Consider the following 25,410-nt stretch of genomic DNA (forward strand, 5'->3'; position numbering starts at 1 on the left):
ATATATGGTATTTTAATTCAACCTCAAAGTCAACTTTAGTCTATTGTTTTTTGTTGCTAAATGATATATTTCATTTAACGGAGGATTGCGTCTATGTTTGAATTTTTGGGTGTAACAGCAGCTGACGGTCTTGAGCAACTTAAAGAACCGGAAAGGTCTTATTACGAATATGTAATAGAGCATGGCGACACGGGGCTGTACAAAGCCATGCCGTGGAAAAGTAAACGAGATTTACTTCTTACTTACAAAGGTGAGATTGAAGAGTGTACTTTAATCTCTAGCAAGCTAAACAATATACATCCTAAATACATACGTACAATCATGAGAAGCGAGAATGGTTGGCCAGGAGCTGACCAGAAAGCCAAGAACGGTTCTGGTGATTTAGGAATAATACAAGTTAACCCTAAGGTTTGGGATCAAGAGTTTCGTAAGCTTGGTGTGACTATAAACTGGGAAGACGTCAGAGATGATGTATGTGCAAATCTATTTATTGGTGGTGTCATTCTGGCCAGAAGATTAAACGCAACGAATGACATTTTTAAAGGCCTCGCTAACTACCATCGATATGCAACTTCAGACAATAAATATTTTCATTACTCGTACCGCCTGAAAGCAATGAAGCACTTTGCTGATATTGAATCTGAGTATGGTCGTTGGATTTCTCACCGAATACACGCAGTCAATAAACTAGGAGAATAGCCATGTGGGTCGCTATTGCAGAGAAGTCTTCTCAAGCTGAAAAGATCGCATCAGCTTTGAATCTTAGAAAGCAAGGTGGATTATATTCAGGCTTCTACAAAGGGCAAGAACTGATCCTTTGGTATGCCGCAGGTCACTTCCTCGAACTGTCTCCCCCTACAGAGCAAATACAGAACTTCAGTTGGAACGATCCACGTACTCACGAACGCATCCCTCGCAAGGTTCCTTATAAAGTTTGTCCGGACATACCAGCTCGTGACGGATACCCGGCAAGAAAACCAGGAGAGCGAATCCAATTACTTAAACAGTATGTCGACAAAGCGACTTTAGTCATTGGTGCTACAGACCCAGACCGAGAAGGTGAAGTCATATACCGTAGCATTTTAGATTTCCTTAAATACGATGGCCCATTAAAACGAGTTTGGTTAACAAAGGGGTTATCCAAGGATGCAATACAAACCTCTTTCGATGAAATGGTCGATGCATCTCAATACTACGGCGAATATTTAGCTGGGTCTAGTCGTCGTATGGCAGATTACGCAGCCATGGTTCTAACTGCCACCTACACTTATTACTCAAGAAGGGGAATGCTTGGAAAGTACCTAGGCTCAGGGGATAAGAAAAGCTCAACGACATCTGTTGGTCGAGTTCAGTCGACTGTTGTAGGTTTTACTTACCATCGTCATCAAGAAAGAGCAAACTTTAAATCTGTAACTCACTTTCGTCCGGTACCGCTGATCAGGTGTAACGGCGCTGTAAGTTTTGAAGGCCGATACCTTCCAGAGATAAAAGACTCCGACTATGACTCCCCTATCCCTGGCGTAAAGTGGGATGAAAAAAATCTAGCATCCAAAATATCGCCTGATATGTCTGAGGAAGAAGTCGAGGAGTTAACCATAAACAATAGACCTAAACCTCTTTATATCGACAAATCTATTATGATGGATTTTACGGAAAGGCTTAAGCAAGCGTGCATATTGGATTTAGATATAAATGAAAGTATGGCGACTTCTGCCCCACCAAAGCCTTTATCACTGACCAAACTACAGAGTCTGATTAGCAACGCTAGTGCCACTGATGTCCTCAATGCAGCACAACGCCTATACGATTCTGGTTTTATCACTTACCCAAGAGGTGAAGAACAAGAGATTTCTGACAAAGATTACAACCCTAGGGATATTGCGGACAAATGTACTCAACTAGCAAAATGGGACCAATTTGGCCAAGCCGCCCTTAAAATCGCTGCCATTCAAACGGGACAAGACGATACCTGCGCAAGTTTCAAACCAAGCTGCTATACGCCAGGAGATAAAATACACGATGCTCTAGCTCCTGTTGTTATACCTAAACCAGGAGAGCTACAGGGGCTAGATCTTCAGGTCTTTGAAGAAATTACGTCGCATTACTTGCAAGCACATTTACCTCCATCAAAATATTTAGTTCAAGAAGGGGTTTTAAAATTCGATACCCATGGGCTTTTTGGAGAACCGGTATCTAGTTTCAAGATCACAAAGCGATCTTGTATAGAAACTGGGTGGGAACATTACTTTAAAGGTAAAGAGACCGTCCAAACTATCAGCTTAAACGATTTAGACAAAAGCAATGTTTCAATTCCAGATGTTGAGCTAAAGGAGTCTACTACAACTAAGCCCCCTCTCTTCACTGAGGCCTCACTACTTTTTGCGATGTACCATGCGGCAAAATTCGAGCCTAATCCTATTCTTAGGAATTCACTCAAAGAATCAAAAGGCATTGGGACACCAGCTACTAGGCCAACTCAAATCGCAACTATCTTAATGCGTGAGTTCGTAGCGTATACTAGCAAGGGTAAAAACCCTTCGATTGATATCACCCCAAAAGGGATTGAATTGTATAAGGCACTACCTGATTCATATAAAAGCCCTGGTACTACTGCCAAATGGGAACTCAAACTTTCTGACATGAGTAAACTCCCTCAACGAGAAGCAGAAGCAGCGTCTCTGGAATTTATAAACACTCAAATTGAAAATACTGAAAAGCTAATAGGTTTCCTGAATAAAAACCTGTTTGATAAAACACCAAGAGACGGTGTGAATCCTAACATGCCACTTTCAAACCAAACCAAAGATAAACTTCAGAAGCGTTGTAAAGGGCTCGGACTACCAATGCCCAGACAGGCCTTAGCAAGTGAGGCTAAAGCGAGGCAATGGCTACGAGAGCACCCTTGGTTGGTAACTGACGCTATGCGAAGAAAGATTTCACAAATATGCTCTTTCAAAAAGATCCAGCCGCCAGCGCTTAAAATGACTGACTTTGGTAAAGCTCTAGAATTTATAAAAGTTCACGAAGATGATGTCCCAAGTACTCCATCTAAAAAGTTTCTTGATTACGCAAAACAGTTGGAATCGAAGACTGGCCTGAAAATTCCTTCTCAAGCGATTAGTAACGCCAAATTACTATCTAAATATGTAGAAGAGGCAAAACGTATTAAGAAACCAAGTAAAAAGACTATTGCTGCTATTAACGAGCTGGCTAAAAAGCTAAACGTTAGGGTTCCTGCTAGTGAATTAGAAAATGACGAAAGAGCAAAAAACATACTTAGCCGTATGAAAGCAATGATTGCTACAGCATCAAAATAAGGGGTTCAAGTAGATATGATGAATGATATTCTCAAAAGGTATAATATTCTCGAAAAGTATAAACAGGCGTTCCTAACTTCTGACTTTTATAATGACCAAAAAGTTTTAGCACCGGATGATTTAGTCCCGATGATAAGAGGGTTTCTCCATGCTAATGGGGAAGATTTATTAGTGGACAATCACACTAATATCTCTGCGTTCGCCAAGTCAGTCTTTGCGGAGACCAACCAGGAAAAGTTCGAAAGCTTCTTAACCGAACTAAAGTTACTTGTAGACGAGCTTAATTTAGACTTTAGAGGTTCTGCCGACATACCTAACTATGACAATCTCTCTATTACGCTTAGCTTCGACACAGCAAGCGAAGACCAGATTGATAGATTGATCCGTTTCGTCAGAAATAACCTCACGAATAATTTCCGAGCATCAGGCCAATACCCTTTAGCTGTATGGAAAGCTTTCATTATCTCCTCAGATTGCTGGTCGGTAGAGTTCCGATTCTCACCGAGATGGGAATTTAAAGAAGATATCCAAGGATAGAAGATTTAGAGTTAATGGTGTTAAATGCTGGAGGACATTATCAGTATTGGCAAATCAACTAACTAGGAAGATCTATGCACAAGGTGACTACGATATTAAAAACAAACATTGGGAACGTGGAAGGTTACTTAGATGAGAGCGGTAGCCTGTTTATTCTGAACCCGCCTAAGATTGAAAATCGCAAGCTTGCTCACTTCCTCCCAACACCTTCACAACGTTCAAAAGATGATGTGGAACAAAACCCGAATAACTACCTAAAGGTCGAGGAACCGAGTGAGTTCGAAGGGGTTTGGGAAGTGAGTGGACCAAATGTAGGAAAAGGGGATGCGTTCACACCTTATCCTTTTATGTTTAAGAGAGTAAGCCCCCCATCTGAAGGTAGTTAATACGGCACAACTATATTTTGGGTGGTTTCTTAATTGTCAAGATAAATATTTTTAGGTGCGGTTATTTCTAAATCGAATTAACAAACCGTAATTTGGACTTATAGACAGGGTCTTATTCAGTTAGTTAGTGTTCACTGACTGATATTTTGAATTTTGCTATTTATCCACAAATGATCCTCGAACTGCACCTTGATAAACTTTTTTTATCGCACTATCTTGATACCCGTGAGCTCAAGTAGTTCAGTGCATGGAAGCAAATAGTAGCTGTGCTTAGTTTCTTTCGTGATATTAAACTGGAGCTCAAAATCACTTAAACCCCACCATAGGCAGGGTTTAAGAGAGAAGCCAAATCGAGTAGCTGCAACTACTCATTATGGCTGCTGGGTATCATTCTCGACACCTGACACACGAGACTATAGATCACCAGTAGCCTATTTGGCAATTTTCTTGTTCAATAGTTAATGGTGATTAATATGTACCCACAAAGGTTTATCTATCTGATTATGAGAGTATGGAAAGCAATGGTCTCGGTATTCAAACTCAATCCACACATATGTATCAAAGGGTTAATGTATCTAGTCGAGTTTTTTAGAGACTAATCCATTTGTATGTACACACTTCTTAAGGTGTGTACATTATTTAGACAAAAATGTTAAGTCCGTGTGCTCTAACTTCTTATACACATTTGGGTATTGGGCTCGAGAAATCTTTAAGTTTAAAAGACCTTGGGCTATTTCATCACTTTTAAATTCGGAGAGGTCAAGTTTACTTTGCAAATATCTACCATAATCAAACATTCTATTTACCTTAGCTTGTAATACTCCCAGCTCAACTAGTTGATATTCCGCATCTTCTCTCCAACTAGGCCTACGGCTCGACTGCTTATTCTCATATTCATTTTCTACTCTAGCGGATAAGTACTGAGTCTTACTTAGTATTTTTGCCATTACCAGAACAACATCTATGTCTGCGTTTTCCATGCATTTTGTGAATATGGCTGTTGTATTGGCCAAATCTAGTTTCGGTGGTACAGGCTTCTTACCTGTTCTTTTCGGCATACCTTTCCAAAATTCAATTGATTCGGTGTAGAAGCTAGCCATCTCAGTTGTGTATTTAGTTAAGTCAGACAGAGTTTGAGGTAACAATGCTCTTGCTGCTAAAAGTTGGCTCTCTCGATTCTGTTCTTCGTGATATTTAGCTGCATAAACCGCCAATAAGCTTGCTGTAAAAGCAATCATTGCTGCATTCAGAGTTTGCCAATGAGACCAAACTTCTTGGACATATGACCAATTTCCACCACCATCAAACCATGGCTTTAATATCATCATCACGAAATACACCCCGATCAAAATACAACCAAAGGTAGAAAAGTATACTCTTACAAAAGTATCCAAGAGAGTTTTGGGAGACCCCATTCTTTTCTGTATTGAGCTAAGAAATTCAGTACTGATACCGATAACTTTGCGAAGATAATTGGCCCCATCACGAAGCTTCTCTACCCCAGATAGTTCTTTATCCATGTTGTACCACTCCTAGTAAACAATTTTTTAAAGCTTAAGGTTACCAAATTGTACTCGTTTCTATGCATAATGAGCGCGATACTCAACCACAGTCAACTAAGAGGTTCATAGTTTCGTGTCTATGCTCTAGATAGCCGATTAGGTTGAGGAGCTCTCGGAAGGAATTAGACCAAGCGTAAGTAGTAAGCTTACGCTTGTTAGAAGAGTTCTTAGTGAGGATTAGAGACGTTCTTGGTCAATGAGTTGCTCTAACGTATTTCAAATGTATTCCCGTAGGAGTGATATTGGTTAAATCTCGACTGTATACATACCCATACTTTTGTAAGAGGTCAATTGAGTGATACGTCCAGCCAGCGGCAAAGGCTACACCAGCCAAGGCAAAATAAACACAGATTTTATTAGCTAGCTGCATTGCGCTTTGAGAGTAAACTTCATTAATTTTTTTTCCGCACAACATAGCTTTTGGGGCCATAAAAAAAATACAACCTAACGCCCCTAATAATCCAATCGGCACCCACAGAGTTAGAACGGATAGCTGAACAGTGTCAGCTTTATTCAATAGTTCAAGATAGTCTCTATAGACTACATAAGATGGATAGCCCCAACAAATTATCCCAAACAAAAGAACAAAGATACCAGCCAAACGTAATCTTGTTTTATGTGACATTCTCAAGCATCCTTACGACTTGATTAGAAACTTTGTATTCACCCCAAACAACCTCAATTAAGACATATGTTGCTGTAACAAATAGCGCACCAACCATTACGGGAGCTCCCAGAGCTGCCGTAGCAAATAACAGAACTTCACCAGCTGCTGTTTGCAACATGAATTTGAACATATCGGCACCTACATTGCCAAACCAATCCACTAAGTGATAGTCGTCTTTAAAAACTAAGTCGCTGGTGGCTAGACTAGCGGACACCACAAAGGTTAAGGCACCCGCACCCTTGAAGTTTGCAGTTCTAGATTGAGGACTAAAGCCTGCTTGCACCGACTTAAATGAATTTAGAGGGTACTTCTTACCATTCATATTAAGCCGAGTACCATTGACAAACGCATGCCGTAGCACTTTGCCATTCTCGTTTGTCCCTGAAAATGCGACAAATAATTTACCTCGACTTTCTACCAAATCAGCTTTAACGCCTAGATCGCCAAACTGTTTAGCAATTGATATCGCATTAAACATAGGCTCTGTGTGATTGAACCAAGACTTAGCGGTGTTAATGCTCAAGGCGATAGCAGCGACATCCTTACCAGACTCCAGCCAAACGTTATGTAATATTTTATGTGCATCCTCTAAATCTGTAATTAACACATGCTGGTGGTTTTTAGCCATTTCATCCCCAAGTGAACACTGTAATCCTATTGAGTCACTGAGAAGCTGAGGAGCATTCAATCCTAGAGAAGTAGGTCCTAACCCTGCTTTTTCTCTATCTCTAAGAACCCTCTCACGATTTTCTGCCCATCTTTTTTCATCGCTTGCTGAAGGAGTTAATTCAGCTCTACGCTCTCGTTGCTGACGAGCGAAGAGCTCTTTTGTGGTTTCTCGTCTTTCTTCTGGGGTAACAGGGGCAGATTCATATCTCATAGGATCATACTTACACTATAAAAATATGATTATATCAATATTTTCAATACGTTATCATTATCAACAATGCCGATTTACGCTTTAACTGCCAGAAAAGCCATTATGGCTAGTTAAATGTTCACATTGAAACCTAAATCACATCAACTTGAACTCAAGTAGAAAGCTTTTAAAGAATAGTTCCCAAATTGGTATGTAATTTATGATATCGATACTATTCATCTCAGACCACTGAGTTGCTTTAATGTGTATGGTAACCGATCGCTGATGGATAGTAGTCCTTCCATAATGGCACATTCTCGTGTTGAACAACTTTCCTATAGTGGAATACCTTACCCTGCTCGTTGCACCAATTTTTTAGATACATCTCAGGTAAAAAGTGATTGTCTTTTTTTACGCTCAATGAAGCCTCCATTTTCTCTTTTAACGCTGCATTATGGTGCTACAAAACCTTACCATACCACCGGGCTTATACCTTACTACTCGAATCTATAGTGCAATTACAGTGTCTCTCCTTGCTCATGAATCGTATACTCAAAAACCTATGGTTCACAGATGTGCACCAGGCCATCTAACCATCCCAATAGCTCATGCTCTTCCTTACATTGCACCAGTACATAGCTGGATATATAATTACTGTATATACATACAGCAGTCAGACGTGTTTTTAAAATGGGTGTTTTACAAATATTTGATCAGTCAATAAATTGCGGCATAACAGGCTTTGAAGACCCAACAAGCGGGAGTGTCCGTAAATCCCTGTCATTGTCAAAACAGCTAGTTCATCATCCTAGCGCAACCAAATTAACTGTTGCTCATCAAGATGTACCTTACTTCGGTATTTCAGATGGCGATTACCTGCTTGTTGACTCAAGCCTACAACCTGAAGCAAACGACTGTATTTTGGTTGAATACCTTGGCGAAAACGCTCTTGTGTCATTTCAAGAGATACAAAAGCAAGAAGATATTGTAGTTCAAGGCGTTGTATCTGCTCGTTTTCATTGGTACAGAAAAGGCCATTCGATACCTATACATAACTCATTGAAAGAGTTCGACCTTCATGAGTTATTAATACCTCCTGAGCAACAACATACATGTGTATTGATGCGTGCAAACGGTAAGTCTATGTTACCAATCATTGATAACGGAGATTTGCTACTCCTTAACCGCAGCCTCTCATTTAAAGAAGATCATCCCGTTATCATGGCTTTAAATGGTGAATTGGTATGTAAGAGGTTGAACAAAAGACTGAAAAAAGCATACAGCGACAACCCAAAGTTCAGATCTGTTTATCTATCATCAAGTGACGAAATTCGCATTTACGGCTGTGTCTCTATGGCTATCCGAATTTACCGGAGAGAACTTCGTGGCCGTTAAATCATTCGCACTAATAGACGGAACGGGATTTTATGCGCACAGTAGTGCTCAATTTCATCCTGGTTTAAAAGGGAAACCAGTACTCGTGTCAGCAGGCCAAGGTATTAGTATTGCCGGAGCAAATATAAAGGAATTTGGGATACCCAAGTTCTCTCCTATTTGGGAAATCGACTCTAAAGTTGCCATGCATCATGGCGCAATATTTAAGTGTAATTTTAATACCTTAGGGCAGATATCTAGGAACTTTAAGCAATCACTTATAGATGTTTCCGAGGGGCTACCCATTTTTCATTACAGCGTCGATGAATCTTGGGTGGAGACTACGGAGCTACTGAAGAATGGCATTGACCTGGAAAGCGAAGCTTGGCGTTGGCGTGAACACATTTGGAAAACAACGGGGGTTCCTACAGGAGTCGGGATTGGTCCTAGTTTAACTCTTTCAAAACTGGCTTCGTTTGCAGCCAAAAAACTTCAGGGTAGTAACGGTGTATTTGTCATTAGTAAAGACAATTTGATTCAGACATTAGAAAAGGTACCTGTTTCAGAGGTTTGGAACGTAGGCAGGAAGCTATCTAAACACTTTTCTCATATGGGCATTTATAGCGCGTTAGATTTAGCTCGCCAAGATCCTAAAAAAATGCAAAAAGCCTTTTCGATTTCCGTCGCCAACACGGTCCATGAGTTAAATGGCACACCTGTCTACAATTGGAACGACACACGACCTAAGAAGCAACAAATTTGGTCCACCAGCTCATACCGGGACCGCTTACAATCAAGGGAGTCCATAATGTCGGAATTATCTCTTCACCTTGCAGAAGCATTTTTTAAGTTACGAGCGCAAAAATCAGAAGCCCTGGCTATAACAGCATTTGTGTCCACATCCATACATGACGATCCTCAGGAGCAGTTTAAGGCTAGCCGGAGCATACACTTAAGTTACGGTGTATGCGATACCTCTGTAGGTCTAAAGACGTTGAGAGCTATTCAGGGTGACCTTATTCCTACTCAACCGACAAAAACGCGCATTTATAAAGTTGGAGTTGGCCTTACTAGTTTAATCGACGCAGAGCACAAGCAAGCAGATCTATTTGAACATGATGTTAATAACCATAAATTAAGCAAAGCAATCGACTGCATTAATACGCGCTTTGGGAAAGGAACAATAGAATTTGGAGCACGTACAAAGCGGTACTCAGAGCGACCAGGGAATGTAAAGTTGCTAGAGCTGGAGAATTATTTCAGCGATTTTAATGAGCTACTTGAGGTTAAGTGTATCTGAATGTATTGGGTTGTGTGAATTAGTGAGAATGCAATCTGTCAGTTTGGTCTCCTGAGGGTGATAAAATCTGACAGGTTGTTCTATATTGCTTCTGCCCTATTACGAGTTTAAGCATTAAGGTAACGCTTTTTCTGCTTTTCAATCATTTCTTTATACAGTTTAAATCCGCGACGAATGCTCTCATCGGAAAAGCCAATGCCATACCCTAGGTCAGAAAGTTCAGCAGCGAGGTTTTGTTCCAACTCCGTGTAGGTTAGTTTTTTAGGGTTGATTGAACGGTCTTGGTGTAAAATCATTCCACAAAGGTAGTTTTTAATCTTACTGCGTGGAGGAGAATTAAGGTTGTTGGACTGATACAAACTTATTGTTTCATCTATTTTCCTGCCCCCGATAGATTCTAGCAGCTTGTTTAGATTAATAATCTCTTCTATTGAAGTAGCGCATTGTATTTCAGCTCGGATATTATTTGCTTGAGAGGCATATAGGGATTGTTTAAACCATGCCGTTACCCACTTTATCTCATTGTCGGAAAGAGGCCTAGAAACATCAACACTCATATTGACCCAATCAATAAGTTCCACTTTGTCTGATGAACCGCAAAACTCAAGAGCCATCCAAGCAGAGAGGTGCTCTTCTTCAACTGTAAATTGTCTTTCCTCATTTGCTAACGTCCGAGATAAAGCTTCCTTTGGAACCAGTTTTTTTCTGGTAGAGTTATCCAAACCAAAAGACTCACGATAGAACTGATGAAGCGTATATGGCGCACTGTAAAAACAAAGCCCTTCACTCTTTTTCTCAAAAGGGAGGTGGAAGTAGTGCAAGGCTTCTCTATAATCATAAATACTAAAGAAAAGTGTTGGCGAATACCTGTGATAAAAGGTGTTTTTATATTCTCGAATAGGAGACAATGCGGTGACAAATTGCTCATCAATCATCTGAGCAATGCTAACCAAATCAGGTGATATTGTTTGCAGCTCTTGCTCTAAATTCTCACCCTCCCAATTCTCAGCCTCTAATGCCCTTTCTACTTCATGCTGTAAACACAGAGTGATATCTTTAACCCAAAATCGATCGGAATGGTTTAGATCAAAATAATAGTCGCTAAACACAAATGCATGAAAAGGACCATCGATGATCTTGTCTGGTTCTATGTCACTTACTGAGAATGCAGTTTCAAGCTCAACCCTTTCTAAACATGTTTTAGATGCATCCAGAAGAAGACCGTATGCTTGTTTATAAATTGCTACATCTTCAGGATAAAGCTCGCATATTGCTTCTCTGTAAGCCTCTTGGCAAATAAAGTCACAACAACTGCTTTCTGAACTTCTTTTAAATCCGGCAATTAGCTCTCTAGACACAACCTACACTTCCAACAAAAAAACAAGTTCAAACCTAATCTAATTTACCTTTTTTTTCAATGACTCCTATCGAGTTACTGATCCGTTAGGTTATGACTTTTCTAACACCAAACTGGAAATTAATTCTTTATATTCAATATGTTCTGTTTAATGGAATCTATGTATATCACAGACACATTTCACACCCATAATCTCAACGAATTGTCAAGGTCAAGAATTAATGCGTTTGTGCTACTGTCCACGGCTTTTCCATAAGATAAATTGGTTTCATTCATTCAAGGTAAATCATTGCAATTTAAGGAGAACTAATGAAATCAAATGTGCTCCCCTTTAAGGGAAAGCGAACGTCTAAACTTGAGACAGGTCAAGAACCACAAGTTACTGTACAAGAGCTCGCGCCCAGAGAGTTGTTTGATATGGCTTTTGGCGATGAGCAAGGGCGAACAAGGCTAAGAGAAATGAAGCGGAGGGAATATGGGTTTAGTAAATAATCAAAGTACTGAGTATGAGAAGTACATCGACGAACAAGAAAAGCTAGTCGGTTTAATCAGAGTGACTGGGGCAAGGATGTACGGCTATGGGTATGACGATGCTGTAGAAGACTGCCAAGACAGAATCAACATGCTTGAAAATGAACGTGAGTTGTTGGAAATCACGGTACATGAACAAGAGGAAAAGTTAAGACAAGTAGGCTCTCATTTAGGTGCCGGGCTCAGTAAGCTTAGGTAATCAGGTCTAACGCTGAACGCACCCCAAAAGCTATGCCATCCAGTCCATATTATTTTTTAGTCAGTTGGTCATTAAGTGAGAAGACCAACTGACTAATTTGGAAAAGTTCGAATTACACTTTGCGAGTCTACTTAACTAATTGAGGGAATTTCAATCATTATGCTCTTGTTATAGCAATCACCTAAGATAAAAAAACCAAGTAATAAATCAGCACTTACTGCCTACCAGTGCTCTCTTTATAGTCTGGGAACCTTTCCTGATATTGTTTTGCAATAGAATGATAGCTATCTTTTTCTGTGACAGCCCGGCCCCCTTCTAAAAACAAAATATGCCTCACAGGTATACGTTCACTGAGTAATTCTTCTAGTTTACTAACATCGAAACTTTTGCCCAATTTGCATTTGCAAACCGTATTTACTAGGCCCCCCATTGTGGATACCTTTTGCCACTCACGAGCAAGGGTATCAATATCATTATCAGTCCAAACTTTCGGATTAGGAGGTGTACCATTATGGTAGAATGCAAGATGATGGAGAATACAGGTAGACCCCTTAGGATTTCGGTCACCTATAGGTGTACCATTTGGTTTGCTGGAATAAAACTGCTCCCATACAACAAATCCTTGTTTGTTAGGTGCTACCTGACGGGCTATCTGAGATGAAAAGTGAGAGATAGGTGGTTGATAATTAGGTTTCAGATAGTCCCAATTTGGCCGATCACTTTTTGCTTCAAACAAACATAGTTTCCCGACTCCCTTGTCATAATCAATCAATAAAACACAAGCATCAACGCCCCATGCTTGCTCTTCATTTGATTTCAACTTCTGTGAAAATGCAGCTGATTTTAACGGTAGCCTAGCATTAATCCTATTACGAATTTCTGCAGTTAGGACAGATGTATATTCATTTTCACTAGAAATGATACCTATACTAAAATCGGTTCGAAGATCAACATCAACCTGATTGATCAACTTTTCTATCAACTCTCTCGTTTCTCTGTCAAATAGTGCCATTTACTTACTTCTCCTAATTTACTCATCTCGATAGAATTATGATTGGCGTCTCTTTTTAAAACGGCCTGAGCTACTTCTTTTGTTCTTTTGAAACTCTCTTGCCAGTTCAAAAATGTTTTGTGAGCAACGTTGTACAGAATGAAACGGATGGGATTCTACGAATCGTAACTTGGCTCTTGTGATGGCGACATACATTAGATTCAACTCATCTCGAATTTCGTCTTCTGTACGCTCGATTAATTTCAATTGGTCACAAAAATCATCCCCTAGCACCACCTGGTCAAACTCTAGGCCTTTCGTTCTGTGGCAAGTTCCTACGACAACTTCAGCAGCCTCAATATTATCCACTTTAGAACGCTTCAAGTTCTCATAAATATCAAACAAACCAGTATCATATTTAGAGACAAGTCTGAGGATTCTAGCCATATCGATGTTTTTCGTTTTTTTTGCAACTTCTACGAAATCTTCGAATGTAGTAAAATCACGCTTAAAGTCACGTGAGCGTATTTTATCGTACTGCTCTAGCTTCAAGTAGAGTAAATCAAAGAGCTCGTTAAATGGATAGTTATTAAAACCTCCAGTCCAGTAAATGCTCTTGCCACGTTCGTCAGCTTCTATCGCGACTTCAATCGTTAATACGATCGTACGGTTGATATAGGCTATCTGGAGATTTTCATCTAAATCGTTTTCTGAAGTTAAAACAGACTCGATAATGCCATTATCGGTCCCCTTAAGCCGTTCATGAACACCAAGTTGGTTCAGAAAGGCATTGGCATATGTAGCAACCTGTTCATTGAAGCGAAATGACTGGGTTAATGAGAAAACTTCGGCTCCACTATTTTCTTGAACTTTCAGTGCATCTTCGGCACCGCGATAACGATAAATTTGTTGCGACTCATCGCCACATACATAGACTCTCATATTAGTTTGAGCTTTCATAAAAGCTCTCACTGCAGGGTTAAGGTCTTGCCCCTCATCTACAAGTAGCACATCAAAATGCTCGCTCAAATCTACTTGGGCAATAGAGAAACCTTTTAGGTAACCATCGTGCGTCATGGGAACCGGACTTTCCAATAACTGCATTTCATTCCAGATTTGCTTGGCACTAGAAACTAGCTGCTCTTGAATATCCAATGATTTTTTATTTTTGGGGTTGTATGGAGCGTGTTTTTTTTCTATTTCTTGGTCTTCACTACAAAAATAGTTTTCTAAAGTAACCATAGTCCCGTTTGCGATGGACCAGTCGCACCTGAGGTGCTTTCTAATCAGCCCCATGCTGAGGTTTTCTGCAAACTTGTGGCGGTAGTATTTTCCTACGAATTGATATGCTAACTGATGGCCAGTGAGTGATAGACAATTGGGAGGTAAATTAGCGGCATCTGCGATCGGACGATTATAAGTAATATAGAGCATTCTTAGCTCTGGATATGCATTCGCGAACAATCTAAATAATGTAGTTTTACCAGTTCCTGCAAGCGCTTTGATCACAGCAAGCCTAACAGGTTTGTATATGACGTTTTGTTGTTCTAACGTTGGTTTCATTCTGCCCCCAAAGCCGTTTTAATATGGTATATTGTGACAGCAAAACAAAAAGCAGTCAACTATCATATATAATAAACCCCGGAAAATATCCAGGGTTTATCAATTAGTTAGATTTCAGTTTCTAGAGATTACATTGGTGAGGTTTTTCGAGATTAGAAACCGTTAGTGGCGTTAATTCATCGCTAAAGCAATGGTACTCATCAACGAAGTTCTTTTCACACATACGGTAGGCAAAGAGCTCATTACCCACATTTGGAAGCATAAGTTTTCCATTTGTAGTGTCTGTAACTAATTCAGCACCTGCCACATCTAATGAATCAAGGCTTGAAACTTTATAAACTTCTATTTTGGTGTTATCGCTAGTGACATGATCATTTAACTTAAACTCCCCCATTGAACAAACATCAATAGAACCACCGAGAGTATCTAAGTAAAACTCTACATCACACTCACCAGCTAGTGGACTTTTTAACGCTACCCCTTCCTCTGACAACTTTCTCATTTGAAGCATTGCCTCATATGCATTCAAAACACCATAGCCGCAATATCCATTGTCACAAGAATAATTAAGAAAACCACTTCCCGCTTCACCGACCATTGGTTTGCCTGTCGATTGTTTAAGAATGGTAATGATTTCTGTAGGAGTTAAATCGGGACTTTCGTTGAGCATTAGTGCAATTGTGCCCGTTACTAGAGGTGTCGAAAGACTCGTTCCAGCCGTTTCGGTGTAGTCCAAAGCTCCATCATTATTCGAATCAACGATTGTCGGCAATGAGAGGCGGTCACCATAAGCAACAATGTCTACGTTAACATCAAAGTTAGAAAACCCAGACTTATATCCATCTAATTGGTTTGAGCCTACTCCGATCACACCGGGACAATCTTTTGGTAACCCTGTTTCATAATTAACGCCTCGATTCCCTTGCGCTGCCACAAAAGTAATCCCCTTATCTTGCGCTACTCGAATCGCGTCTTGAACGTCACCACCACACATTGTGTTCCGCAACGTTAACGACATATTTATAACATCAACTGGCTCTGAAATTAGCGGTACACCAGGAACCTCTTGTCCACTCAGCCACTTGATTGCAGCAGTTAAGTCTTCAACTTTTGCTTCACTACATTTCAGTGCTCGAGCTGCAACCAATTCAACATCAGCTACACCTTTTACGCCATCCCCTTGAGGGTTGGCACCAATTAGTGATGCAACCATATTGCCATGACCTATATCGCAGTGTTCACCACGGTCAGATATCGGTGTGTCAAAATTTGCTGTGTAACCTTCAGTTCCGATAAAACTATATCCATCAACAAAAGGAAGCTCTGGAGTATTTAAAAAGCCTCCATCTATAACACCCACACGTGTCACGTTATTGGTTTTTGCAGTATCTCTGGCCTTAGAAATACTATTCGCCCCTTTAAGTAAGTCTTGGTCTGCCCAATAGGTATTTAACTGTGACTGGTGGTAACCAGTTGAGTCTGACATCGCTAAAGGATCGACTCCTTTAAATAAGATAGGTTCTGCAATGTTCGCATGAGCATAACCGTTAAAAACTGCAGCGCTAATTAGTAGAGATAGGGTGATTTTGTTCATTCTATTTGTCCTTAAATGCTGCAATTGCCGTAAGTAGGGTCAGTTAAATTTTCAACAAACTGAAATTCAGGGTTGAACTTGAAAACTGACAGTTCAGTAAACTGACCGTAGTTCACATTACCTTTAAAGAATGAATAGCCTGTCGAAGAGGCATTGAAATCCACTGCTGGGAGTACACTCAGGCTATTCTCTTTTGCGGCAATCTTGTTCAGATGATCTATGTATTGTTTAGCGCTTGCGTTTAGTTCAGATTCAAAACTTGATAATGGATTAACAAGTAGAGTCTCTATACCACCATTATGCACCTTGCTTACTGCCAACTTGATGTCGTTTAGTTTGTCCAGGTATACCTGCTCATCAAATTCGGGTGTAAATGGGAGCTGACCATGACCCATCAATAAAAAAACCTTTTCATAAGCATGTTGGAGTGATTGTAGCTCCGAAAACTGCTTAATCTCTTCACTGTTATCGATGTACGTTGAAGCGACTTCAAGACGCTCATTAAGACTTGTGTTAACAATATCAAGGCTAAAGTTCGTAGATATTTGCTCGCTGCCATCTTCAAGTGTCAGTGTGAGGCTCAAATCACCTGAAGACTTAAGTAATTCATCTGCTGAAAGAATTAAATTCGATTTATTTACAGACCAATGAATATTTTTTTCATATTCACTTAGAGGAATTTGATTGAGAACCGACTGTGGATCTCTTACAGTAAGAGTGTAGTTATCTGATTTTGAGTTTGTTTCTAATTGGACGGTTATTGACTCCCCATTCTCCACTAGTGATTGAGTTGGATCTGTTACAGTAAGTACAAGTGACTTATCGCCACTACTGCTATTGGTGCCACCACCTTCTCCGCCACCACCACAGCCAGATAGGACTACTAAAATCGAGAGTGCTAAGTAGTTTTTCACTTCAAATCCTTTTTTTTATACGTAAATGACATAGATTAGTTTTCTAAATAAACCAGCGATTTCGCTAGTTTATTGATTGCTCTCAGATTATCCTTATCCAGATTCACGTTTTGAGCTTGCAGTTCAACTTTTGTCGTTAAGTTGAGGACTTAGAATGCTTTTTCATAAGCTTTTCTTTCAAAGCGGGCAATTTTCGCTCAGATGTCTCGTATTCGACAGCTAGTTCCAAGAGCTCATCATTACTAAATCGACTCGTTAACCCAACGATCGCTGCCAAGCCTTTTGACATGGCGCCTTTTTTTCGTGCGTTATCCACAACGCTATTACGAGTACCCAATAATGAATACACCCCTAACTTCGACATACCCAGCTTCAGGAGACGACTCTCCAGAGCATCATAATGCTTCACTTTACAGCGCTGTGACTCTGTAACGCTTAAGATAGGATTGTTTACACTCTGAGATAGAATGTGGATCTGTTGCTCTTTTGGCATTTTCAAAAGAAAATCAACGCATCGAATATGCGATTCCTTTACAGGTTCGTCGGGATTATTTTTGTACTTTTGAATCGCGACTTCATTTGAGCCAAGAAAATAAGCTAATGAGCGTACAGACTGCCCCTTTCTCCGTGATTGCAATTCATCAAAAGGTAATTTGTCTAGATTTTTCTGAAAGTCACTAAATAACATTATGCCTTTATGTTGCGGTTTTCCCGCAACATACCTTAATCTAATTAATCCGAGATAATATCTCTTCAAGAAGGACTTTGTCGTTTTCTAAGGCCTCTGTCGCTGACAATCTGCCCTGCCCAAGCTTAAGGTTTTTGTAAAGGTACCAAGTACCACGTTTGTCTATAATTCGAGCATCTAAGCCTAAATCAAGAACTTCACCGTAGTAATCGAAACCCTTACCAAACAATATTTTGGTTTCAGCTTGTTTAAATGGAGGGGCAAGTTTGTTTTTGACAACCTTAATCCTGGTTTCATTACCCATTGTACAATCGGTGACTTTATAGCTCCCCGTTCTGCGAATATCAATTCGCGTTGTAGCGTAGAACTTTAAAGCATTTCCACCTGTTGTTGTCTCAGGGTTTCCAAAACCACCAATTTTAAAACGAATTTGGTTTATGAAAATAGCCATGGTATTCGTTTTCTTTAGAATACCTGTTAGCTTCCGGCATGCTTGCGACATTAACCTCGAATGAAGGCCCATACTAGCTGCCCCCATCTCTCCTTCTAACTCCATTTTAGGACACATTGCTGCGACACTATCGATAACAATAATGTCTACTGCTCCCGATAGAGCAAGAGTTTCTGCAATAGACAGAGCTTCCTCCGCACTATTGGGCTGCGAAACATACAATTCTTCGCTATTAACGCCAATTAATTTGGCATATCCAGGATCAAGCGCATGCTCAACATCAATGAAGGCACAAATACTTTCTTTCTTTTGTGCTTCAGCAATGACTTCCAATGCCAATGTCGACTTTCCGGAGCTCTCCGGGCCAAAAATTTCATGAATACGACCTCGCGCTAACCCGCCCACTCCTAAAGCTTTATCAAGCTTAGGTGAGCCTGTAGATACGATGTCAAGATTGTTAGTTGTTGCTTCGCCCCCAAGGCTTTGCACAGCACCCTTGCCAAATTGTTTTTCAATTTGCCCTAAAGCAGCAGCAAGAGCCACGCTTTTAGGTGAAGGATTGCTGTTATTGCTAGCTATTGTAACCATAACTACCTCGCTCTGTTTTGTTATATATTATAGTTGAGCAAAGTGTTTGTCAATGGTATTTAATACCATATTAAATCATTTTATAGCTACTGTTTATTTCTGGAATGAGGTACTTCGGTAGGCATATAGGTAAGAATTGTATCCAGATTGATCAGGCTGTCATCTGGCTCCAGATTTCCGGCTTTTGACTCTATCTGACTTGCACTTGCATTATCAATTGGGCTAGGTAATAGCTGAATCCCAAGTACAATGCTAGAACACAGAAACCAAACAATGAGTATCGTCTTTTGCAAATTATCTCTACGCTTGTGCATCTCTAACCCTCCAATTTAATATCATATATTATAGATTGGTTTGTAAATTTTTCTATCTATATTCGGGCTTATATCGATATAGACGCAAAGTTGAGATATAGGGTTGCTCTTCAAACTTACTACGAGCTTTACTAGACCCCAGTCTTTTAGACTTTGGGGTAGACTCAATCGAAACCATAGAACCAATGAGTACCGTTCTCGCTGAATCCATATCGGTAGTTACAACAAATATTGGTAACGAAGCAACTCTTGAATGACTTTTCTCTCCCACTCCTGGTACATATCTAGTGATGTTCGCTTTAATACTTGTTGGACTTGGCGTCCGGTGCACAAGAAACTCCGAATCAGAAATCTCTGCAATTTTCTTAGAAACGATGTCAAAGCTATCAGAACCGTTATCAATGATTTCTTTAGCTAACTCAAGCGCTTCTTCTTTTGAGTATTTCTTTTGGTTACCCCACCCTTTTGATTCGTTATAAAAAACTATTTTTTTAGGTAGCGCCTCTTCTACCACCAGCAAGCGTTCACATTGTTTAAAGTGAACCCTTTGCATGCCTATCTCTGTTAATAATTTTCTTACATAATTCAATGCGGCAGTATTGCTTTTGCATTTACTCGAGGCCTTAGCTTCTTTTACAGCGTCTGAAAATGCCTTTTTGGCATGATTTACTTCTAGTAATTTGGGAACTACATCTTCAGGAATGAAGACCACTCCAGGTAACTGGTTTAACTCTCGTCCTGATTGGTATTCATCGTAAGTGATCGCCGTTATAGCTCTAATGACCGCTTTAATTGGTTTGATGTCAGAGGGATTGTTTAACTGAACGTTAAAGTACGTTTGCTCTAAGGAGTGAGCAAACGCATGAAGTGAGGATTCTAATGACTGAAGTTTTCGTATGACTGGCACACTGTGTAGTGACTTGGACACTCTTCTTCTCTCTCTATCATTTTGGATTGATTTGTTTCAACCCGCTTAGAGCCCCTTTGAGAATAGGTTGCCACCTTATCAAGGAAACCTCTATCGTTAAAAACAAAGTCAACATACTCTTCATACATCGGCAACCCAATTTTATTTTCCCAATATCTATAAGTAACTACTCTACCCCATGGGAAACTTTGGGTTAGTTGGGGCTCACCGAATATCTTAAATAGTTCAGTTTCAGTAGTTAACCCAGGATCAACTAAGTATGCTGGATTATTAGGGATTCTTGTACCACCAGCACCATATTCACCAGTAAAACCAAATACTGGATCAAGACTATCATTTTGAGCACAACCGAAAAGGGAGGCGCTCAACATTACAGCTAACATTAATTTCTTATTCATCATCTTTTCGTTTCGTCATGATATTGAGGGTTTGTTTTACAAAACTAAAATCAGGTACAACTGGCATAAATGCCGCTCTCATATACTGTCGAACTGTTCGATGTATTGAGAACAAGAACCGCCCAATAAAACTATCTATTTCCGATTCATTTAGTTCTTTGTATGTCACCTTAATTTGGAATATTGAGGCGACTACCACGACGCACACTACTGGAATTAACCAGTTAGGAACGAGTGTGTAGTACATATTCAACCCCCAAAAAATAGCCGCTATAACACCAAGTAATGGAAGAAGAGCAATTGCAGCAACCATAGGAAGCCTCCTGTTGTTTTATAATAGGTTACAGCATATACAATTTAAAATCCAATTCCTAAATTCATATCAGTGTCAACCTCTTGTTTAACTTTTTCGTCTACTTGTTTGCACTTGTCTTTTACTGGTCCAGAAAGCTTATTGAGAATTTCATTATTCACAGATGTATCTATAGTGAACTCATTAACTATATTACCAAGCTTGGCTTTAACAACTGCTGGTGGAGTTGCTTCAGCCCTGTCAACAGCTTCTATTTCAGTACTTATGTTAGAATGCAAAGATGGTTTACCTGTCCACGAACTTACCTCAACCTGCCTTAATATCTCAAGAAGGTCCTTGGGGTTTGCAGAGTACGGTAGGCTTAACTGACTACCTTCAAGTTTGGGTTCATTATTATTATCGAAAGTGATATTTAAGAGTTTAATGTGCCCATTGTTCGAGTACTTATGGATAAAGTCTTGTTTAGCTGCAATCTGCACCTCTGTAGATAAATTTCTACCAGCGTCTAAATTCGCTTTATAACCACGATACAGGTCAAACGACTGATGCTCATGTTCAACATAACCTGTTTTTCTAACGACCAAACCTTGATCAATTACTTTACCATCAATGAACTGGTTGAACTCTCCAGCCTTTTTAATCGCGTTTACCAGGAGCTCATCCACATTTAAAGAGGTCTCGGTAACCTTGCCTAATTTCTTGAGAACAGAATCCCTAAACCCTTGGAGCTTGTTAACCAATGAAACCTTAATAACTGGCTGTATACGATCAATATCTCTTAGATCAATACTTTCAGCCTTCATAGCTAACCATTCTTCCGCAAGGCTACGTCTATCTAGAGGCTTGTTTTCATCAAGGTGCCCATAGTTTTGTTTTATTGTAGCCTTGTCTTCAGTGGAAATGTTTTGCCAAACAGTCTCCATAAGGTCCACATACTCGGAGTTTGTGAACATCTTCTTAAATCCCAAGTGTACCGCTTCATGTGCAATAGTCTTTCGAAGTCCTGACTCATATGCGTTATGTTCACTTTGTAGATTCACATGCATTTCACCATTGTGGGCAACCCCAGCGAGTGTAGAGCTGTAACTTTTCAGATCATTACTAAGAAAGTTCATTGAATCTATCGTTTCATGTACACGAATCTTTAAGTAAGGGTGATTAGCCTGAATCTCTTCAAGAATCTTTATTGATTTGGGGATATCCAGCTCAGGATCTACTTGGGAAGTGGGAGCAGCACCTATTGTTCTTAACGTGTCAGGATTATGTTTTATAAAAGAATGTACAGCTTGAGCTTTACCATCACGCTCGAGCTCACTGTAAAGAATAGTTTTACCTTTAAAGCCTTCCTCCCTCAGCTTCTCTATTGCCAACATTTGATCGATAATTTCAGGCTCAGTTACTGCTTCAGGTAAAATGATTGCTCGAACATCTTTTATGGTCAGTTTTTGAATGGGGTCAGCTTTCTCAGAACCTATTGGCGAAAACCTTGTAGCCTCAGCTAGCTGGTATAATTCATTCGATAAACTATCGCTCAAAGCTTCTTGCGAAACAGGTTTGTTTAGCGATAAAGATTCCACTATTCTACTGAATACATCTTCCTTTGCTTTTGATACATCAATACCTTGGTCCACCGATAACTGGGATACTATCCCTTCAAATTTTTTAATAAGGTCCGCATAATACTCAGATGTATGGTTAGTTGGCCCAACAAGCTCACCATCCAGGGTCGCTTGTATTTTACTAAGGTCTTGGTTAGATAAATGTACTAATGCTGCCATCATCTGCGGAATAGTGACATTATTGGAGTTTTCAAGGAAGGCCATAGCTTCATGTTTACTTTTTAGTTCTACACTCGGCTCTAACTTGCATTCTAAGATGTTGTTTAATAACCAAGTATTGAAAGCATCCCTCTCACTGTACTCATCCAACTGCAAATTTAATTGTAATGATAGAGCTTCATGGTCTACTTCTGATTCTTTTGTATATACGTCTAGTAATTTTTCAAGGTGGTACCTTAAGCCCATTAATTCGTTTCGCGGATCTAATTGTTTGTATAGTGTTGTTGCAGTTTCGTCTAGTAACTCAATACTTTCTTTGGAGTCATCGAGCTGCATCTCATTCATAAACGATAAAACTTGTGATTTAACGGCGCTATCAATTTTGTCATTTAATGATTCCCCTTGCTCTAACAAAAACTGTTTAAAGTCTGGTTCAACGCCCTCAAGCTTTTGAGCAGTAGTGAACTTCAAGTACTCTTCAGCAATTTCTACTAAATCTAAATTCTGAATAAATCTTGCACCGGGTAGATTCTTCTTTGGCAAGTCTGCAAATCTTCCCTGGCTATATTGATAAGCTAAAAGTACTTCTGGTCTTTTACAAAGCTCCAGAGCAGACTCTAAACCAATTTCACTAATAGCGTTTTCTAAATTTGTTGAATCAATACCTAGATTATTTAGTGCTTCGAGCATGCCGGGCCACTCTGAAAGACGCTCCATATCCACAGTGAAGTTCGATATTAATGGGTTGTTTAATTTTCCTTGGGGTGTCCAACAATCAGACTGAGTGATCGTATTTTGAAAATCTACGATTAAATCGATACCTTGATTCGATTCAATGAACTCCTGGAAGGTATTCGTTTCTACCTTAAACCCCTCTCCACTTTTGACTTTATCTAAAAGTGAACTTAGGTTTCCATTTAAACTAAAGCTCGCAATGAGAGAGTTCTCATAACCATTTTCATGAGTCACATCCCAATCTTGCTGTTTCAAATGGTGAAGGGTGTAATAGGTATTGGCCATGCCTTGAGGCACTAGTTTTAAGGTATCTACCATCTCATTTGCTAATGGATGATCAAGGCTTAACTCTTTACCTTTAATTGAACCATTAGAAAACTCACCGTGTTCCATTAGGTTGTCTACAATACGCTCTCTATCTCGGGTAATGATATAGCTATAAACCATAATTTTAGACCTTGTTATTTATCCTCAAATGACATATTTACTATATTCCATAATCTTTATAAATTCGATTTATTTCAACTCGCGCGTGTGTTAATGTGGTATTTATACTGTGTAATTATCCTTCAGGTACAGCTCATGAAAATCTCAAATTGGCCATCACTCATTAAATGGATTATCTCTGTTGGACCAAAATCAGCCTCTACAAGTCAGCAATATATTACTTCACTGCAAAGTCGTGACCGAGACGCTTGGCGAAAACGAGTATCAAAGTTTAGCCCCAAATGTACTTTTGCTGGTGTTATTAGTGATGCAATGCACGAAAAAAGAGGCGGACTTGTAATTGGTATCGAGACTAAATGTGAAGGCAAGATAAATTTGTTGATCCCTAAAAACAAATGCAACGAAATGGATTTAGCGAAGTCGATACTATCTAATGCATCTATAGTTTCTATCACTTTCACTCCATACATTCATTTTGAGTACGGTCTAATTGGGCTAGTAGAAAGCATAAGTTCTTTATGCCACAACACAGAGAACCAAATATCAATTAAACCTAAACAATTGCCGAAAAATGCAACCTCGACCAACACTACTATCACTCAAAGTGTTCCTCGTTCCACCAATAGCTGGAACAGTTCGAGTGACGAGCAATTGATGAATTACTTGAGTCAAGATATTGGTTTGAGGCAGATAGCTTTACAGATGAACGTAACACCAAAATTCATTACAAATAGAATGCTGCAACTAAGCATAATTGACATTGACCAGTTCGCTGAAATAAAAAGGCAACTGTTAGATTTAGGGTGCTTTCAATAAATGGCTAATGCCACTTGATACCGAAGAGGATTAAACAAGTGGTAGTTTTGTAGAAATATCTATCGTAGAAGCAGCGATCAAGAAGTGCTTTGCTTGGTCAAAAACCTCAGGCAAAAACACTATCAAATGAACCAAACAAAGAGGAGCACCAACTTAGTAAATGGTCTCCGAACGGAGCACGGCTTTGAATGTCATATCACGTTTGACCTTGTTTTGACTCACAGCGTTCCGGCGACGGAACGCGATTCAATTCTTGTATAGCGCCAAATGAAAAATTTATATTAGTATCCCCGATGATGATCGTTCAGGCCTTGATATATAGCACTAGCGATTAAATAACCTGTCAATCCAAATACAGACAGAGCATTAGTATGTAGTGCACCATTGAAGTAAGTAGTGATTAGAGATGAAATAAACACCACTACAAAAATTAAAAGCGCTATCTTGAAGCCCCAGTCAACAAAGAAGTCTATTGCAGGACCAAAGCTCAAAGCTAGGTTGTTATTCTCCATTACATTCTCAAGCCTTTTCACAAGCTTCTCCTAGTTTTCTTTATAGGGTTTTCGAATAGATTTTGGCGCTTTGGGTAGCCCGTTAAGCATATCTATATGAGCTTGTTTCTTACTATGCCCTAGCTCAACTTCCTCTGCAATTTGGTAGACTCTTACCTTGCTAAACCCCCACCGATTGGCTAGGTGTGCTGTAGTCCAACCTTTTCGTTTATAGCACTCAATGTATTCGTCTTTAGTCACGGTAACAAGAAACCTATCTTTGTAAAGTATGCTTAACTATATACGTTAAGC

At 39.7% G+C, this 25,410-nt stretch carries 23 protein-coding genes; 8 read left to right on the forward strand and 15 right to left on the reverse strand.

Annotated elements, in window-relative coordinates; translation table 11 throughout:
- Positions 1 to 93: 93 nt before the first annotated feature.
- The 4 genes from R7Q41_RS19780 to R7Q41_RS19795 all read left to right on the forward strand — a co-directional run bounded on the left by R7Q41_RS19780 (position 94) and on the right by R7Q41_RS19795 (position 4,240).
- Positions 94 to 699, forward strand: a complete 606-nt coding sequence (locus R7Q41_RS19780; RefSeq protein WP_025633990.1) for a transglycosylase SLT domain-containing protein — start codon at positions 94 to 96, stop codon at positions 697 to 699.
- Between the two features lie 2 nt (positions 700 to 701).
- Complete coding sequence (locus R7Q41_RS19785) at positions 702 to 3,317, forward strand: DNA topoisomerase (RefSeq protein WP_025633988.1); 2,616 nt, start codon at positions 702 to 704, stop codon at positions 3,315 to 3,317.
- Positions 3,318 to 3,332: 15 nt separating this feature from the next.
- A complete protein-coding gene (locus R7Q41_RS19790) occupies positions 3,333 to 3,854 on the forward strand; it encodes a hypothetical protein (protein ID WP_025633985.1) in 522 nt (173 codons plus the stop codon).
- A gap of 74 nt (positions 3,855 to 3,928) precedes the next feature.
- Positions 3,929 to 4,240, forward strand: coding sequence for a hypothetical protein (locus R7Q41_RS19795; RefSeq protein WP_025633984.1), 312 nt, complete (start codon positions 3,929 to 3,931; stop codon positions 4,238 to 4,240).
- A gap of 635 nt (positions 4,241 to 4,875) precedes the next feature.
- On the opposite strand, the gene R7Q41_RS19800 is transcribed toward R7Q41_RS19795, so the two are convergent.
- The 3 genes from R7Q41_RS19800 to R7Q41_RS19810 form a co-directional block, all read right to left on the reverse strand.
- Positions 4,876 to 5,760 carry a hypothetical protein gene (locus tag R7Q41_RS19800; protein WP_025633983.1) on the reverse strand — a complete coding sequence of 295 codons (885 nt, stop codon included), beginning with the start codon at positions 5,758 to 5,760 and terminating at the stop codon, positions 4,876 to 4,878.
- A gap of 235 nt (positions 5,761 to 5,995) precedes the next feature.
- A complete protein-coding gene (locus tag R7Q41_RS19805) occupies positions 5,996 to 6,427 on the reverse strand; it encodes a hypothetical protein (RefSeq protein ID WP_025633982.1) in 432 nt (143 codons plus the stop codon).
- A complete protein-coding gene (locus tag R7Q41_RS19810) occupies positions 6,417 to 7,349 on the reverse strand; it encodes a hypothetical protein (RefSeq protein WP_025633980.1) in 933 nt (310 codons plus the stop codon). The genes R7Q41_RS19805 and R7Q41_RS19810 overlap by 11 nt, the downstream gene beginning before the upstream one ends.
- A gap of 669 nt (positions 7,350 to 8,018) precedes the next feature.
- On the opposite strand from R7Q41_RS19810, the gene R7Q41_RS19815 reads away from it, so the two are divergent.
- Positions 8,019 to 8,723: a S24 family peptidase gene (locus tag R7Q41_RS19815; protein ID WP_054574980.1), complete on the forward strand. Its 705-nt coding sequence runs from the start codon at positions 8,019 to 8,021 to the stop codon at positions 8,721 to 8,723.
- Entirely contained in the window at positions 8,713 to 10,002 is a 1,290-nt protein-coding gene (locus tag R7Q41_RS19820; RefSeq protein WP_025633977.1) for a hypothetical protein, read from the forward strand. The genes R7Q41_RS19815 and R7Q41_RS19820 overlap by 11 nt, the downstream gene beginning before the upstream one ends.
- A 107-nt stretch (positions 10,003 to 10,109) precedes the next feature.
- Here R7Q41_RS19820 and R7Q41_RS19825 read toward each other — a convergent pair whose 3' ends face one another.
- A complete protein-coding gene (locus tag R7Q41_RS19825) occupies positions 10,110 to 11,360 on the reverse strand; it encodes a hypothetical protein (RefSeq protein WP_025633975.1) in 1,251 nt (416 codons plus the stop codon).
- Between the two features lie 474 nt (positions 11,361 to 11,834).
- Here R7Q41_RS19825 and R7Q41_RS19830 point away from each other — a divergent pair, with 474 nt between their 5' ends.
- Positions 11,835 to 12,089: a hypothetical protein gene (locus R7Q41_RS19830; RefSeq protein ID WP_203347291.1), complete on the forward strand. Its 255-nt coding sequence runs from the start codon at positions 11,835 to 11,837 to the stop codon at positions 12,087 to 12,089.
- A 214-nt stretch (positions 12,090 to 12,303) separates the two neighbouring features.
- On the opposite strand, the gene R7Q41_RS19835 is transcribed toward R7Q41_RS19830, so the two are convergent.
- From R7Q41_RS19835 to R7Q41_RS19880, 10 genes are all read right to left on the reverse strand, one after another.
- Positions 12,304 to 13,101 (reverse strand): hypothetical protein, encoded by a 798-nt coding sequence (locus R7Q41_RS19835; RefSeq protein ID WP_025633971.1) that lies wholly within the window; start codon positions 13,099 to 13,101, stop codon positions 12,304 to 12,306.
- Positions 13,102 to 13,137: 36 nt separating this feature from the next.
- On the reverse strand, positions 13,138 to 14,643 hold the full coding sequence (locus R7Q41_RS19840; RefSeq protein WP_025633969.1) for a 3'-5' exonuclease: 1,506 nt from the start codon (positions 14,641 to 14,643) through the stop codon (positions 13,138 to 13,140).
- Between the two features lie 121 nt (positions 14,644 to 14,764).
- On the reverse strand, positions 14,765 to 16,237 hold the full coding sequence (locus R7Q41_RS19845) for a S8 family peptidase (RefSeq protein ID WP_077202322.1): 1,473 nt from the start codon (positions 16,235 to 16,237) through the stop codon (positions 14,765 to 14,767).
- 11 nt (positions 16,238 to 16,248) lie between these two features.
- Positions 16,249 to 17,151, reverse strand: a complete 903-nt coding sequence (locus tag R7Q41_RS19850; protein ID WP_025633967.1) for a hypothetical protein — start codon at positions 17,149 to 17,151, stop codon at positions 16,249 to 16,251.
- Positions 17,152 to 17,287: 136 nt separating this feature from the next.
- Positions 17,288 to 17,839, reverse strand: coding sequence for a hypothetical protein (locus tag R7Q41_RS19855; RefSeq protein WP_025633965.1), 552 nt, complete (start codon positions 17,837 to 17,839; stop codon positions 17,288 to 17,290).
- Positions 17,840 to 17,879: 40 nt separating this feature from the next.
- Complete coding sequence (gene recA / locus R7Q41_RS19860; RefSeq protein ID WP_044129452.1) at positions 17,880 to 18,878, reverse strand: recombinase RecA; 999 nt, start codon at positions 18,876 to 18,878, stop codon at positions 17,880 to 17,882.
- Positions 18,879 to 19,244: 366 nt separating this feature from the next.
- Positions 19,245 to 20,120 carry a hypothetical protein gene (locus tag R7Q41_RS19865; RefSeq protein ID WP_138058891.1) on the reverse strand — a complete coding sequence of 292 codons (876 nt, stop codon included), beginning with the start codon at positions 20,118 to 20,120 and terminating at the stop codon, positions 19,245 to 19,247.
- Positions 20,069 to 20,521: a hypothetical protein gene (locus R7Q41_RS19870; protein ID WP_138058892.1), complete on the reverse strand. Its 453-nt coding sequence runs from the start codon at positions 20,519 to 20,521 to the stop codon at positions 20,069 to 20,071. The genes R7Q41_RS19865 and R7Q41_RS19870 overlap by 52 nt, the downstream gene beginning before the upstream one ends.
- Positions 20,511 to 20,831: a hypothetical protein gene (locus R7Q41_RS19875; RefSeq protein WP_025633960.1), complete on the reverse strand. Its 321-nt coding sequence runs from the start codon at positions 20,829 to 20,831 to the stop codon at positions 20,511 to 20,513. Before R7Q41_RS19875 ends, R7Q41_RS19870 begins: the two co-directional genes overlap by 11 nt.
- Positions 20,832 to 20,875: 44 nt before the next feature.
- Positions 20,876 to 23,737 carry a hypothetical protein gene (locus tag R7Q41_RS19880; protein ID WP_203347290.1) on the reverse strand — a complete coding sequence of 954 codons (2,862 nt, stop codon included), beginning with the start codon at positions 23,735 to 23,737 and terminating at the stop codon, positions 20,876 to 20,878.
- Positions 23,738 to 23,926: 189 nt separating this feature from the next.
- Between R7Q41_RS19880 and R7Q41_RS19885 the strand changes: the two genes are divergently transcribed.
- Positions 23,927 to 24,607, forward strand: coding sequence for a hypothetical protein (locus tag R7Q41_RS19885; RefSeq protein ID WP_025633958.1), 681 nt, complete (start codon positions 23,927 to 23,929; stop codon positions 24,605 to 24,607).
- 281 nt (positions 24,608 to 24,888) lie between these two features.
- Here R7Q41_RS19885 and R7Q41_RS19890 read toward each other — a convergent pair whose 3' ends face one another.
- Entirely contained in the window at positions 24,889 to 25,140 is a 252-nt protein-coding gene (locus R7Q41_RS19890) for a hypothetical protein (RefSeq protein WP_025633956.1), read from the reverse strand.
- Positions 25,141 to 25,410 lie beyond the last annotated feature (270 nt).

Source organism: Vibrio sp. 2096, from assembly GCF_033339595.1.
GTDB lineage: Bacteria > Pseudomonadota > Gammaproteobacteria > Enterobacterales > Vibrionaceae > Vibrio > Vibrio alginolyticus.